This is a genomic window from Pseudomonas sp. SWI7 (assembly GCF_006351945.1).
In the GTDB taxonomy this organism is placed as follows: Bacteria; Pseudomonadota; Gammaproteobacteria; order Pseudomonadales; family Pseudomonadaceae; genus Aquipseudomonas; species Aquipseudomonas fulva.
The window spans coordinates 1,295,300-1,309,388 of the sequence record NZ_CP040930.1; the positions used below are offsets into that span (position 1 = coordinate 1,295,300).

General features: G+C 61.4%; 15 protein-coding genes and 1 riboswitch. Of the genes, 3 read left to right on the forward strand and 12 right to left on the reverse strand.

Annotated elements, in window-relative coordinates; genetic code table 11:
* Positions 1–2: 2 nt before the first annotated feature.
* From mexE to FH041_RS05780, 4 genes are all read right to left on the reverse strand, one after another.
* Positions 3–1,244, reverse strand: coding sequence for a multidrug efflux RND transporter periplasmic adaptor subunit MexE (gene mexE, locus FH041_RS05765; RefSeq protein ID WP_027914935.1), 1,242 nt, complete (start codon positions 1,242–1,244; stop codon positions 3–5).
* A gap of 175 nt (positions 1,245–1,419) precedes the next feature.
* Complete coding sequence (locus tag FH041_RS05770; protein WP_027914936.1) at positions 1,420–1,707, reverse strand: hypothetical protein; 288 nt, start codon at positions 1,705–1,707, stop codon at positions 1,420–1,422.
* An 85-nt stretch (positions 1,708–1,792) separates the two neighbouring features.
* Positions 1,793–3,145 (reverse strand): GntP family permease, encoded by a 1,353-nt coding sequence (locus tag FH041_RS05775; protein WP_027914937.1) that lies wholly within the window; start codon positions 3,143–3,145, stop codon positions 1,793–1,795.
* A gap of 109 nt (positions 3,146–3,254) precedes the next feature.
* A complete protein-coding gene (locus FH041_RS05780; RefSeq protein ID WP_027914938.1) occupies positions 3,255–3,794 on the reverse strand; it encodes a gluconokinase in 540 nt (179 codons plus the stop codon).
* A gap of 205 nt (positions 3,795–3,999) precedes the next feature.
* Between FH041_RS05780 and FH041_RS05785 the strand changes: the two genes are divergently transcribed.
* A complete protein-coding gene (locus tag FH041_RS05785) occupies positions 4,000–5,019 on the forward strand; it encodes a LacI family DNA-binding transcriptional regulator (RefSeq protein ID WP_027914939.1) in 1,020 nt (339 codons plus the stop codon).
* 43 nt (positions 5,020–5,062) lie between these two features.
* On the opposite strand, the gene FH041_RS05790 is transcribed toward FH041_RS05785, so the two are convergent.
* The 8 genes from FH041_RS05790 to FH041_RS05825 form a co-directional block, all read right to left on the reverse strand.
* The gene (locus FH041_RS05790) at positions 5,063–8,344 is read right to left on the reverse strand and encodes a transporter substrate-binding domain-containing protein (protein ID WP_028687459.1); all 3,282 of its coding nucleotides are present in this window, start codon (positions 8,342–8,344) and stop codon (positions 5,063–5,065) included.
* A 16-nt stretch (positions 8,345–8,360) separates the two neighbouring features.
* Positions 8,361–8,975 (reverse strand): response regulator transcription factor, encoded by a 615-nt coding sequence (locus FH041_RS05795; protein ID WP_027914941.1) that lies wholly within the window; start codon positions 8,973–8,975, stop codon positions 8,361–8,363.
* Between the two features lie 220 nt (positions 8,976–9,195).
* The gene (locus FH041_RS05800; protein ID WP_081783955.1) at positions 9,196–9,438 is read right to left on the reverse strand and encodes a DUF1272 domain-containing protein; all 243 of its coding nucleotides are present in this window, start codon (positions 9,436–9,438) and stop codon (positions 9,196–9,198) included.
* Between the two features lie 63 nt (positions 9,439–9,501).
* Positions 9,502–10,248 (reverse strand): precorrin-4 C(11)-methyltransferase, encoded by a 747-nt coding sequence (cobM, locus tag FH041_RS05805; protein WP_028687458.1) that lies wholly within the window; start codon positions 10,246–10,248, stop codon positions 9,502–9,504.
* 34 nt (positions 10,249–10,282) lie between these two features.
* The gene (locus FH041_RS05810; protein WP_042139238.1) at positions 10,283–10,624 is read right to left on the reverse strand and encodes a cobalamin biosynthesis protein; all 342 of its coding nucleotides are present in this window, start codon (positions 10,622–10,624) and stop codon (positions 10,283–10,285) included.
* A 41-nt stretch (positions 10,625–10,665) separates the two neighbouring features.
* Positions 10,666–11,352, reverse strand: coding sequence for a CbtA family protein (locus tag FH041_RS05815; protein WP_028687456.1), 687 nt, complete (start codon positions 11,350–11,352; stop codon positions 10,666–10,668).
* Positions 11,353–11,362: 10 nt separating this feature from the next.
* Positions 11,363–11,554 (reverse strand): CbtB-domain containing protein, encoded by a 192-nt coding sequence (locus tag FH041_RS05820; protein WP_140174254.1) that lies wholly within the window; start codon positions 11,552–11,554, stop codon positions 11,363–11,365.
* Between the two features lie 87 nt (positions 11,555–11,641).
* Positions 11,642–11,865: riboswitch (cobalamin riboswitch) on the reverse strand.
* 44 nt (positions 11,866–11,909) lie between these two features.
* Positions 11,910–12,389 (reverse strand): GNAT family N-acetyltransferase, encoded by a 480-nt coding sequence (locus tag FH041_RS05825; protein WP_028687455.1) that lies wholly within the window; start codon positions 12,387–12,389, stop codon positions 11,910–11,912.
* Positions 12,390–12,523: 134 nt separating this feature from the next.
* On the opposite strand from FH041_RS05825, the gene FH041_RS05830 reads away from it, so the two are divergent.
* Both FH041_RS05830 and FH041_RS05835 read left to right on the forward strand, forming a co-directional pair.
* On the forward strand, positions 12,524–13,147 hold the full coding sequence (locus tag FH041_RS05830; RefSeq protein WP_033736985.1) for a LysE family translocator: 624 nt from the start codon (positions 12,524–12,526) through the stop codon (positions 13,145–13,147).
* 20 nt (positions 13,148–13,167) lie between these two features.
* Complete coding sequence (locus tag FH041_RS05835; RefSeq protein WP_059183977.1) at positions 13,168–14,088, forward strand: alpha/beta fold hydrolase; 921 nt, start codon at positions 13,168–13,170, stop codon at positions 14,086–14,088.
* Position 14,089: the final 1 nt, after the last annotated feature.

The window sequence follows — 14,089 nt, forward strand, 5'->3', positions numbered from 1 at the left end:
CCTCAACCGCGCGGCGCAGGCGCGCTGGCGCCCTGATTGGTGTTGCCGGCCACTTTGGCCGTGCGGGTGCTCGCCTCCAGAGCCTGACGTTGCTCGGCAAGCGCGGCCAGTGTCTGCTCGCTGGCCATTGGCGCTTCTTCAGGGGTGACCTGGGAGCCTGGACGCACTCGCTGCAGGCCCCTGACCACAATGCGGTCGTCCTTGCCCAGCCCGCTGCGCACGATGCGCAAGCCCTCAAGCTTTGGCCCCAACTCGACAGCGCGATAGGCCGCCTTGTTGTCTTTGTCCATGACCAGCACGAACTTCTTGCCAAGGTCGGTGCCCACCGCTTCGTCGTTGATCAGCACCGCATCGTATTGAGCGCTGCCGACCAGCTTCAGGCGTGCATACAGGCCAGGGGTGAATTCACCGCGTTTGTTGTCGAACACGGCCCGGCCACGAATGGTGCCGGTGCGCGGGTTGACCTGGTTGTCGACGAAGTTCATCTGCCCCAGGTGCGGGTTGCCAGTCTCGTTGGTCAGGCCCAGGTAGACCGGGGTGCTTTGCCCGCGCTGGCCTTGGCGGGCCAGCTGTGTGTACTTGAGGTAGACGCGTTCGTCAGCATCGAAATAGGCGTACACCTTGTCAGTGGAGACCACGCTGGTCAGGGGCGTGACATCGGCAGTGACGATGTTGCCGGCGGTGAACTGCGCGCGGCTCACGCGGCCGTTGATAGGGGAGGTGACACGGGTGAAGCTCAGGTTCAAACGTGCCAGGTCAAGTTGGGCCTGGATGGCATCTACGCCGGCGCGTGCTTCGGCCGCAGCACTGTTGCGTGACTCTGCCAGTTCGGCGGAGATGGCGTTGCTGTCTCGTAGACGCTCACCCCGGCGAGCTTCATTGGCGCTTCGGATGGCACTGGCCTTGGCTTGCTGCAGCTGGGCCTCAAGGCGGCGGACTTCAGCCTGGAAGGGCCGAGGGTCGATCTGGAACAACAGGTCACCCTTGCGTACCTGGGCGCCTTCGGTGAACGCCACTTGGTCGATCTGGCCCGACACACGGGGGCGCACCTCGACGGTTTCCGGTGCTTCCAGGCGTCCGGTGAACTCGTCCCATTCGTTGATCGGCTGTTCGATCACCTTGGCCACGGTGACCTTCGGAGCTGCCGGGGCCTGCGCGGCATCGGGGGTTTTGCTGCAAGCGCCGAGCGCTACCACTGCGAGGGCTGCAAGTGGAACACCGAAAGGTTTGAGTGACTGCTCCATGGAGAACTCCGCCAATATATTAGGAATGGGCGGAGTGTGAGTGTGTTGCGTGCGGGGAACGAATCGAATGGGCTGAAGGTTATTATCATGGTGAATGATATGAACCCATCGGCTATCGCCACCTGGTGATGAAGGAGCCGCTCAGCGGTGGGGCGCCCCCGGCGCCCCCAATGAGTCAGGGCTGGCTTGCACCCTTGCTTGATGCGCCTTCCGAGCCAGTGCCGTCCATGCCCGGTAAATCCTGGTTGTCGTTCTGCTGCGCCGGCGGGCTGTCTGGATCATTGCCCTGTAGCCTTGGATCGGTATCACGGGGCATGGGCTTCTCGATCGGGTTGAGCGTGCTGTCTGCACCCGGCTTGGGTGCCTGGTTGTGCGGGTCATCCGGGTAGGTAGGCCCGGTGCCGGCCGCCAGGGCCAGGGGCGAGGCAAGTAGGGCAAGCAACAGGAAGCTGGGACGATTCATGGCAATCTCCTTTGCAACGGGCAGGGCAGGTTCGTAACCTTTGGCCTTGCCCGGCCGTTCAAAGTGCCAGCACTCCGATCAACGGTCACACCACCAGCGACAGCGCCATGATGAATACAATGCCGACCACCGACAGCAGGGTCTCCATCATGCTCCAAGTCTTGAAGGTCTCGGCCACAGTCATGTTGAAGTACTGCTTGACCAGCCAGAAACCGGCATCGTTGACATGGGACAGGATCAGCGACCCGGCACCGGTCGCCAGCACCAGCAGTTCACGGTTGACCCCAGGCACCAGGTCGATCACAGGTGCCACGATTCCCGCACCGGTAATGGTCGCCACGGTGGCAGAGCCCGTGGCAATTCGAATCACTGCGGCGACCAGCCAGGCCAGCAGAATCGGTGATATCTCGGCCTGTACAGCCATTTGCCCGATCACGTTACCGACACCGGTATCGACCAGCATTTGCTTGAAACCGCCGCCGGCGCCAACGATCAGGACGATGGCAGCCGTGGGCGCGAGGCTGTGATCGAGCATCTTCATGATCTGTTGGCGGTTGAAGCCGCGCGCCGAGCCAAAGGTGTAGAACGCCAGCAGCAAGGCGGCGAGCAGCGCAGTGATGGGGTGCCCGATCAGGTCCATCCATTGGCGCACGATGTGCTCAGCAGGCAATACCACATCGGCGAAGGTCTTGAGCAGCATCAGCACCACCGGCAGCAAGACGGTGATCAAGGTGACGCTGAAGCTCGGCAGGTTGGCCTGGTCCGATTCCTTGGCGATCTGGTCCATCAGCTCCTGTGAAGGGTGCCCAGGGATATAGCGCGAGATGAAGTTGCCGAACAGTGGGCCGGCGATGATGGCCGTGGGCAGGGCCACGATCAGGCCGTAGAAGATGGTCTTGCCGATGTCGGCATGGAAGATGCCGATGGCCAGCAACGGCCCCGGGTGCGGCGGTACCAGGCCGTGCACGACGGACAGACCTGCCAGCAAGGGGATGCCGATCTTGATCAGCGACACTCCGGAGCGCCGCGCGACGATGAAGACCAGTGGGATGAGCAGGACAAAGCCAATCTCGAAGAACAGCGGGATGCCCACCAGAAAGGCAGCGAACATCATGGCCCAGTGCACGTTCTTCTTGCCAAAGGCCCGAATGAGGGTCTGAGCGATCTGATCGGCCCCGCCGGAATCGGCCATCAGCTTGCCCAGCATCGTACCCAGTGCGAGCACGATGCCGACGAACCCGAGCACGCCTCCGAAACCGTCCTGGAACGACTTCATGACCTTGGCTACCGGCATACCAGAGGTCAGGCCGAGGAAGCCGGCAGCCAGGGTGAGGGCAACGAAGGGGTGCACCTTGAAATGAGTGATAAGCAGGATCAGCCCGACGATGGTAACCAGCGCGTCGAGGAGCAGGAAAGTATCAGTAGCCAGTCCGAACATGGTGTATAGGCCTCGGTCTTATCGTTGTTTTTGGCGTAGCTTGTTGGGTAAGTCATTGCATGAATGGGCTAAGACAGCGCTGTCTTGACGGTCCGAAATGCGAGCAGACTCAGGCAGTCTGCGCAACACTGTGCTCGGCGCAGCGCTTGAGCCAGCCGTCGACCGCCTCGGCAAGCGCAACGATCGGCTGAGTGGCGTCCAGCGTCAGGGTGAGCGGTTCATCGTAGGGCGGCTCAAGGGCGGCGAACTGGCTCTGGATGAGGCTGGCCGGCATGAAATGCCCTGGTCGCGCCAGAACCCGTTGCTCAGCTTGGGCAGGGGTGAGCTCAAGAAAGACGAACATCAGCCCAGGCATCGCGCAGCGCAATGTGTCGCGGTAGCTGCGCTTGAGTGCGGAACAGGTGAGAATCGGCCGCATGCCGGCCTCACTCGTCGCTTGCATCTCCTGGCCCAGGCGTACCAGCCAACCGGCACGGTCATGGTCATCCAAGGGAATACCGGCGCTCATCTTGTCGATATTGGCCTGCGGGTGGAACGCGTCACCTTCGATCAGGTGTCCGCCGCTGTAGGCGGCGATGGCAGACGCAATGCAGCTCTTGCCGCACCCGGCCACACCCATGACCACGATGGCGGGCAGTGGAGAATTCATCTGTACCTCCTGCTGGGTGGGACAGCGCTGTCTTGGGCTCGGGCAGCGCGGTCTCCCCAATGTTTATTGATCTTGTGCTTACGCAGTATGGACGCCGTGCGGCAATCACCTGAGAGCAACCTGCAAACAGCCGTTGCCTACGTCCTGAGACAGCGCTACCTTAGAGGCCGTTCCCAGTCCTTGCAAGTAGTAAAATTACAACATTATGGCCCGCATTGGTTCGCGCACAACTGGTCGTCCCACCCTGGCTGAAGTCGCCAGACTGTCCGGGGTTTCCCCCATCACTGCATCCCGGGCCTTGCGCGGCGTCAGTACCGTGGCCCCTGAACTCGCGGCCAAGGTTGTGGCTGCGGCCACCACCCTTGGCTATGTGGCCAATCCCGCCGCCCGCGCGTTGGCATCTGCCCGCAGCCACTCGGTCGTGGTGCTCATACCGTCGCTGTCCAATCAGTTGTTCATCGACACACTGGAAGCCATCCATGATGTGATGCGCCCACGAGGGCTGGAGGTGCTGATCGGCAACTACCACTACGATACCGCCGAGGAAGAAAACCTCATTCGCAATTACCTGGCCTATCAGCCTTGTGGCATGCTGCTGACCGGTTTCGAACGCACCGACGCTTCGCGTCAGATGCTCGCGGCCAGTGGCGTACCCTGCGTGCACATGATGGAACTGGACGGGGAGGCCGACGCGTTGGCGGTAGGCTTTTCCCAACACCAGGCTGGCCGGGCCGCAGCCCAACACCTGATCGAACGCGGTTGCACCCGGCCTGGATTTATTGCAGCACAGCTGGATCCCCGGGTCATGCAGCGGGCTGAGGGCTTTCGGCTAGCGCTGGCCGAAGCTGGATTGCACGCGCCCGAGCGGGAGGTCCTGACCCCGGCCCCGTCCTCGATCGCACTGGGAGGGGAGTTGTTCAGCCGCCTGATCAGGCAAGCCCCCGAGGTGGATGGCATCTTCTTTTGCAACGATGACCTTGCCCAAGGCGCGGTGCTTCAAGCGCTGCGCCAGGGCATCCGTGTCCCGCAGCAGGTGGCCATGGTCGGCTTCAACGATCTGCCGGCTTCGGCGCACATGGTGCCCAGGCTTACTTCCATTCGCACGCCAAGGGCTGCGGTGGGACGTGTCGCCGCCCAGGCGTTGTTGACGCTGCTCGATGGCAAAGCCGTGACGCCAGCCCGGCAGGACCTGGGGTTTGAGTTGATGGTGCGAGAAAGCTCCTGAGGTTTCACGCGCACCGGTTTTACGCGCACCTGGTGCGAGTGACTCAATTCGGCTCTGATGGTCTGGGCATGGCTTCCAAGGTAGCGATCAGGTCTTTGTGCAGTGTTTGCAGGGTGTCCTGGAGTACCCGACACAAGTTGTCTACAGGATCACCTGCTACAAGCGCCTGCTCGAGTGCTTCGCAGTCGGCGACCAAGTGACGTACCTTAAGCATCTTGGCCCCACCCTTGATGCGGTGAACCAATGCCTTGAGCGTCCCGTCCGGCGGCTGCCCATCCAGGGTGCGCAGCGTTGAAAGGTCTTCGGCCACGCTTTGCGACAATTGCTCGATCAGATGCCTGATCAAATCGTCGTCGTCGCGGGTCAAGTGACGCAGCTCGGCCAGGTTCAAGCCGCCGGGCCGGGCAGGTGCAGGGGCTGCTGGTGGCTTGCGAGCCGCCTGCGGCAGGTGTGCCTTGAGGCCATGCAGGCCGATAGGCTTGAACAGGCAGTCATCCATCCCGCTCGCCAGGCATCGCTCCCGCTCTTCGGCCTGGGCATTGGCGGTTACCCCCAGAATCGTCGCGGGCGACAGTCCTTGCTGGCGTTCTTGAGCACGGATACAGCAGGCCAGCTCATGACCGTCCATCACAGGCATGCTGCAGTCGGTGATCACCACGTCAAAGCGCGTTTCTCGCCACAGCTGCAACGCGATTTCGCCGTTCTGCGCCTGGGTCACCTGATGGCCCAAGGCGCGCAACTGACGTTCAAGCAACAGCAGATTGGCCGGGTAGTCGTCCACGACCAGGATGTGCAACGGGCAAGCATCAAGGCCCGTGGTTGGGTCCTGCCCGTCAGAAATGATCTGGGGCGTACACTGGGGCAGGGCCATGAGGATCTGGACCCTGGTACCCACTCCCTCCACACTCTGCAGTGTCAGCGTACCGCCCATGAGCTCGGCCAGGGCACGGCTGATGACCAGGCCCAGCCCAGTGCCCTGGCGCGCACGGGGCCCGTCGACCTGTACGAATGCATTGAACAGGCGTGCCTGGTCCGCAGGGCTTATGCCGATACCCGAATCGCGCACACAGAGCTCGACGCGCTGGAGTTCGCCCTGTACCGAGGTGCGCATCGCGGTGTGGACTTCACCACGGTCGGTGAACTTGATCGCATTGCTGATCAGGTTCGACAGCACCTGCTTCAGGCGCGCAGCATCTACCTGGACCCAGACCGGTTCGGTGGGTAGGTCACAGGCGAGCTCAAGGCCCTTGAACCTCGCATTGCCTTCGAACACGCGAAGGGTAGCGCGCACCAGGTCCACCAGGTCGGTGGGGATCGGCTGCAAACTGATGTGGCCTGACTCGATCCTGGAAATATCGAGAATATCGCCTATCAACCCTAGCAGCCCCAGTGCCGACTCATGGGCTGTCTCGAGCATGTGGGTATCGCATCGACCGGCGCGACTGTCCTCGAGCGCCAGTTCCAACAAGCCGAGCACGGCGTTCATGGGGGTGCGTATCTCATGGCTCATGGTGGCCAGGAACGTGCTTTTCATGAGGCTGGCCTGCTCGGCTTCATCCTTGGCATGGCGAAGTTGCTCCAGCAAGCCTCGGCTCAGCGCCAGTTGTGTCTGCAGGGCGCGCTCGGCTTCGACCCGCTTCTGGATCAGTTTGCGCAGGTAGCTGTTCCAGAAGACGACACCTGCGATCAGCAACGCGGCAATCACCAGTACCTGGAGCGCCAGTTCTCGGTAGTTGCGCCATGGGCTGTCGCTGACCACGGTGCTCGTCCTCCAGCGATTGATCAGTTGCTCAAGTTCTTCGGGCGCTATACTCAGCAATGCTTTGTCCAGGATCGATTGTAGTTGGGGTTGATCGGCCGCGACGGCAAACGCCGCAACGGCTGGGTCTTCGTCAAGGATGCTCGCGATCTGAAGGCGGTTCTTGAAGACGTGACTGATGTAATAGGCCGCGTTGATATGGCTACTCAACGCGGCATCAGCGCTGCGATTGACCACAGCCTCCATCAGGTCCAGCGGGTTGTCGACTTCGACAAGCCGCGCGCGGGGGTAGCGCTGCTGGAGCATGGCGCGTTGCGGAGAATTGCGAATAAATGCGATTCGTTGCGGTTCAAAGCGCTTGATGCCGGCTTGCGAAGGGTTATCGACGCGGGTAACGAGCACGCGCGGGCTGATCAGGTAGGGCCGTGTGTAGCGCACTTGTTTGGACCGTTCAGCGCCGTAACCCAATGCGCCGATCATCAGTGCGTCGCGCTGGCCCAGACGGTCGATCATGGACTGGGCAGACTCGGCTTGCCTGGTATGAAAATGCAGCCCGGTCCTTAGGGTAATTTGTTTAAGCAGGTCCAGGGTTATGCCACTGGGTCGCTGCTGATCATCGTAGAACGTCAAGGGTGCCAAGGCCGGATTGATCAACACGTCTACCACCGGGTGAGCCTTGATCCAGGCTTGCTCCTCATCTGTCAGTACACTCAGGTGGCGCTGCAACAAAAGACTGGTATTGCTGTTGCTCCAGCGCTTGAGGATGGCCAGGCGCTCGCTTTCCCCAATCCGGCGCAGTGCCTTGTCGAGCAGTTGACGCAGCGCATCGTTATCGCGTGCCACTGCAAAGGCAAACGCTTCTGGGACGATGGGTGAGAAGTGATCGATCCGCAGGGCACCTCTGAAGGTCTTGCCGATCAGATAGTCTGTGCTGATTGCATCGCCCAGGTAGGCATCGGCTTCGCCCATAGCCACAGCGGCAAGGCCAGCCTGGGTGGAGCGATACAAAACCAGCTGCGCTGCCGGGTAAAGGGCGCGGGCACGATTGGCGGGTAGATAATGGTCAACCATGGCCAGACGCAGCCCTGCAAGATCGTGGGCCGGTGCAAGACGCTGGCCTTCGCGCGTGACGATCACCGGCAGGTCATCGGCATACGATGTACTCAGACTCAACCCAGCGTCTGCAGCCTCAAAGCTGTTGGAGCTGCCCAGTACGTCCACACGTCCTTCATGCAGCGCCTCAATGGCCTGATAACGGCTATCGAAACGCTTTACTTCGACGGCTATACCCAACAACTCAGCGATGATGCCGACGTAATCCGCTGTCAGACCTTCGTAGTCACTGGGACTTACGTTGATATCAAATGGTGGATAGTCCGGCCGTGAGGTGCCCAGCACCAGGCGCTTGCGAGCGTCCAGCCACTGGCGCTCGGCCGTTTGCAGATTCAAGGGCTGCGTGGCGCTCACCGAACGGGCCAGCAAACTGCGCGTCTCGCTCGCCAGCGACTGCGCGACAGGCCCTGCCAGTACCATCAGCAGGAGGGTACTGGCCAGCAAACGTTTAATCGTCATGCACCGCTCATCAGTAGACGTGGTTGCGCTTGGCCAGGTCTACCATTTCCACCAGCGACTCGGTCTTGAGCTTATCCATGATCCGGCCACGGTAGGTGCTGATGGTCTTGGCGCTGAGGTTCATGCTACTGCCGATGTTCTTGTTGCTTTCTCCACGGGCCAGACGCCTGAGAACCTCCATTTCGCGGTTGGAAAGGCTCGCCAGGCGCATGGGCTCGCTTTCGAGCGAATTGCTGTTGACCGACATCTGCGGGAACGTCGAATAGCCTTTTACCAGGGCCTTGAGCGCGAACAGCAAGGCGTCGTGATCTTCATCCTTGGTCACGAATGCGCCGATGCCTGCGTCCAGACAGCGGCGTACATACAAGTCGGTCGCCTGGCCAGTGAGCACCATGATCTTGGGCACCTGATCGAGTGATTGCAGGCGCTTGATAACTTCCATTCCGTCCAGCCCAGGCAAACCGATGTCGAGAATCACCACGTCCGGTTTGAGCTCGCGTGCCATTTGCGCGACTTCACTGCCATTGCCCACTTCTGCAACGACATTGAAACGTTCATGTTCGAGCAGCATGCGCAGGGACATACGGACGACGGGGTGGTCGTCCACGATCAGCACATTGGTCATTGGGAAAACTCCTGTTCAGATATGGTCCGCTTCCTGGGACACTCAGGAATACTTCTGTAAGCGGGTTAGTCAGAAGCGCAGCAAGATACGACCATTACCGAACTTTGATAATGCCGAGTATAGAAGTGTTGAATAACCTTGAAGGAGCCGATGAAAAATCCTACAAAAAGGCGGGCGGTTCAGCAGCTTGTGGCCTCGCGTTGGCTGCCGAACCGTATGATCAGGTACAGGCAGTGTGTACTTTGTTTACGCGCAGTGAAGATGCAGGGTGTTCAGCCAACGATTTGCCCACGCGCGCGGGACGAATCGAAAGAACGCCCTGGCAGTTGGGGCATCGACCATGCAAGCGTCCCTGCGCACACCCTCGGCAAAACGTGCATTCGAAGGAGCAGATGAAGGCATCGAGGCTGTCACCGGGCAGGTCGGCATCGCAACACTCGCAGTTGGGGCGTAATTCCAGCATAGGCGTGGTTCCTGTCGGGAGGGTCTGGAGGCAGTGTGCTCCGGGCTGGAACTGGCTCGCAAGCTAGGCGCGGTACAGGTGCGCATGTCCGGCACGGTAAAGGGCCGATTCGGCGAACGGCGTGTCACCCAGCACTCGGCCCACCACAATCAACGCGGTGCGGCGATAACCTTTGAGGGCGGCGCGCTCGACGATGTCGTCCAGTGTGCCTCGCACCCAGTCCTGGTCCGGCCAGGTGGCGCGGTAAACCACGGCAATGGGGCAGTCGCCACCGTAGTGAGGCCGCAGCTGCTCAACGATGCGTGCCAGGTGCTTGACCCCCAGGTGAATGGCTAGCGTCGTGGCATGGCGCGCAAGCGCCTCCAACTGCTCGCCGGCTGGCATGGGCGAGCTGTCTGCGAAGCGAGTAAGGATCACGCTCTGAGCGACGTCGGGCAAGGTCAGTTCGCATCCCAGCAACGCGGCGCTCGCAGCCACGGCGGTGACGCCCGGCACAATCTGATAATCAATGCCAAGACGCTGTAGGTGGCGGATCTGCTCACCGATAGCGCCATAAAGACTCGGATCACCGCTGTGCACGCGTGCGACATCCTTGCCCTGGGCATGGGCGCACGCAATGGCGTCGATGATCTGCTCAAGATGCAGTTCTGCGCTGTTGATCAGGGTGTCGGCGCAGTGACCTTCCAGAACGGCAAGAGGGACCAGGGAACCGGCATAAATGATGACAGGGCAGGTGCGAATCAGGCGCTGCCCCTTGACCGTGATCAGCTCGGGGTCGCCGGGGCCGGCGCCGATGAAATAAACCGTCATGGTATTCCTGAATGATTGACAAGGGTGAGCGGGATCAATGAGCGATGGCGAGGGTCGCAGGGCCCAGGGTTTGACGCGTGATCAGAAGCTTCGTTTCGCCATTGTACTGGTCGGCCATTGCCAGTGCTGCACTCTCTGCCACGCCCCAGCACCCGCTGTGCGCAAAAGCGACGGCTGAGCGGTGGCTCAGATGCGCTTCGAAGCGATTCAAGTGCGATGCAGGGTAGAACAACAGAGGCAGCGCCAGATGGCTCGCCAATGCATGCAGCCCCGGCTCGTGCGCCTTGAGATCGATGCTGGCGATACCGTGAAGGTACGCAGCGTCCAGGCCCCGCTGAGCGAGGCCTTGTTCGAGCAAGGTCAACAACCTGTCCATCGGGCAACCACCACGGCAGCCAAACCCTGCATAGAACGGCTTCACACCGAGCGGCTGAAGCGACGATACAGGCCTGCGCTGATCAGGCCAAGGGCGAGCCAGAATGCTGCATTGGTAAGCCAGGACGCCACCTGGAACTGGGTCTCCAGGGCTGCTGGAGCCAAACTCTGGTGCACTTCAGGCTGAGGGGCGCCTATGACGTGCGGCAACACCAGGACAATGACGCCCAACACCTTCAATGCCCAATGGCGGGCGAATACCAGCAGTGCCAGGCCTACGGCCGTGGCACCCGCAGCGCCAGCCCACCAAACCTGGCGCTGCGCCAGGTCAGCCGCCGCGGTTCCCGGGAGCTCCGGCGGCAATCCGAGCGTGGGCGCCAGACAGAACACGGCGAAACCAGCAAGGCCCCAGGCAGCACCGCTGGCCGTGGTGCGCGGTTGGCGCAGGCTGTACAAGCCAGCCAGTATCAAGGCGAACCCCACCGCCACCACCAGGTTGCCGCCGGTGGTCGAGAGCGTGCGCTGCCAGCCCTCTTCAGGCGACCAGGCCTCGTCACTGTGCTCATGGGCGGCCTCGGTACCTTGGGCATGCGAATGTGCCGGCGCCGACGCCTCGTATGTCTCCGCTTGCAGGATCAACGGGCTGACCCACAAACTTTGCAGTACGGTCAGCAACAGTGCCGCCAGCAGTCCGCTGAAGCCCGCCGTACGGGCGATGTGCGTGATCATGGGCGGCAACTCAGTGGCAGGGGAAGGCGGCGCTGTGACGGGTGTCATGCGCAGCATTATGAACGGCTTCGATGTGCGAGAAGCCGGCAAAGTAAACCAGGCACAGGCCCAGCAGGCCGGCGCTTGCAGCCACGACAATGCGTTGACTGAGGGATACGAGTGCAACGATGCTGCTAACGTGCGGGCGGGTAGTGACGGGCATTGGCGCCTTCCTCTGCGTGTAGGCGACGGGCAGGCGCGGCAGCTGCGGGCGATACCCGCAGGAATGCGACAGCGCCCGCCCACCGCGGGGTGTTGATGAACGTCAGGCCGGTCTCCGGGCTTGCGAGGAGGAGGGTATCTCCTGGGCAGCGTCACCTTCCCATGCCGTATCTGGCGGCACAGTGGTAAAGACGCCTCACTCGCTTACCGTTGCGGGGGCAGCACCGGAATAGTCCAGGCCTGTAAGGCAAGCCTGCGACGCACCGATTTCCCGTTTCACCCTCTAGGGGCACCTGACGCAATGCGATAGAAAAGCACGCGGGCCGCGTTGCGTCAAATGCACAGGCTACGCTCGATCATTGCTGGGCGAAGGCAATCAGCCGCTCGCCATCGAGCCGATAACGCAGCCACTCCGTTTGTGGTTGCGCCCCCAGTGCGTCATAGAACCCGATGGCCGGCTCGTTCCAATCCAGCACACTCCATTCAAGGCGACCGCAGCCTTTGGCAACTGCCTGCTTGGCAATGTACCTGAGCAACTGGCGCCCGGCGCCATCGCCACGGTCGTTGGGCGAGATGTAAAGGTCTTCCAGGTAGATGCCATTGCGCCCGAGCCAGGTCGAGTAACTGTAGAAGTAGATGGCAAAACCAATCGCACGGCCTTCACGTTCGGCCATCAGGCAATGAACGGTGCTGTCGGCGTCGAACAGGCTGCGCTCGATGTCCTGGGTAGTGGCCAGTACCTCTTCTCGGGCGCGTTCGTACTCGGCCAATTCAGTAATGAAGTCCAGAATTTGTTGGGCATCGGTGCGTAGGGCAGGGCGAATTACAAGACTCATCGAGCGCTTATCCTTTGTCGGCTGCGAGTGATACAGCTATGTGTATCTGCAAAATTCTCTATATCTGTACTGCTAGGGGGCAAAGGGCTATGGGCTAGTGTGAACCCTTTCCTGAACCCAGTGGAATACCCGTCATGTTCGCCTCGCTCGACCTCTTGATCGCCTTCGTGCTGTTCGCTTTCGTTTCTTCCATCACCCCCGGGCCCAACAACACCATGCTGTTGGCTTCGGGCGTGAATTTCGGTGTGCGCCGCTCGGTGCCACACGCGCTGGGCGTCAGCGTCGGGTTCATGGTCATGGTCCTTGCCGTCGGCTTGGGTCTGGGAGAGGTCTTCAAGGCCTGGCCTGTGCTCTATACCGTGTTGCGCTATGCCGGAGCGGCCTATCTGCTGTACCTGGCCTGGAAAATTGCCACCTCAGGGCCGGTTGGCACCGCCTCTACGGCAGAGCCAAAGCCGATTGGCTTTTGGGCCGCGGCTGCCTTCCAATGGGTCAACCCAAAGGCTTGGGTGATGGCCATAGGTGCGATAACGACCTACACCCCAGCGCAAGGCTACGTTGCCAACGTGGTGGTCATCGCCGCCGTGTTTGCCTTGGTGAACTTGCCCAGCGTCGGTGTGTGGGTCATGTTCGGCAGTGCCCTTCGTGGCCTGCTGCAAAACCCACGCTGGCTGATGCTGTTCAATGTCCTGATGGCTGCACTGCTGGTCGTTTCGCTCTACCCGCTGCTGTTTGTAGAATCTACGTTCCACCCTTGAGGCAGAAGGCAGCGCCCACCATGCAACTGACACCGTGGTCCCACGATTGTAGCGAAGGGTTCACCCTGCGCGGCTGGCGCAGCGAGCCTACAGGGCGGCCCCTGCTGCACTTTCTGCACGGCAACGGGTTTTGCTCGCTCGCCTACCAACCGCTGCTGATGCAACTGGGACAACACTTCGATCTCTGGCTCAGCGACGTTCAGGGGCACGGAGACAGTGACCACGCAGGCCCGTTCCGTGGCTGGAATCGCACGGCAGCGCTGGCGGCTGAAGCTTTCAGCGCGCATGTGGCTGAGTACGCAGACGTACCCCGCCTTGCCATCGGCCACAGCTTCGGCGGGGTGCTCACCGGGTTGTTGCTGGCCAGTGAGCCGCAGTTGTTCGAGCGCGCTGTGCTGCTCGACCCGGTGATTTTCAGTAGGCGCATGCTGTTTTCGATGAAGCTGGCCGCCTGCTTCGGGCTGAACCGGCACCATGCGCTGGCGCGCAAAACGGCCGGCAGGCGCAGCACCTGGCCCGACCGCCACTCAGCCATGATTTCCCTGCAAGGGCGGGGCATCTTCAAAGGCTGGAGCGACGCGGCATTGCAGGCCTATGTGTCGCATGCGATCGCCGAAGGCGAGGGCGACGTGCTGCTCAAGTGTCGCCCAAGCCGCGAAGTGGACATCTTCAGTACCTATCCGTCCCACCTGTGGTCAAGCCTGTCGCGTATCGGCGTGTCGACGCGTGTGCTGTACGGCAGCCAGACCTACCCTTATGTGCGGGCCTCGGCGTTACGGCTGGCAGCGCTCAACCCTCATGTCAGTGTTCGGGAGGTGGGCGGCGGACACTGTTTCATGCAGGAATACCCTGAGGCTGCGGCGCAGGAGGTGCTGGCTTTCCTTCGACCCAGCGTCCTACCGGTAGAACAGGCTGGACCGTTTCAGGTAGCTAGCCCGTGAA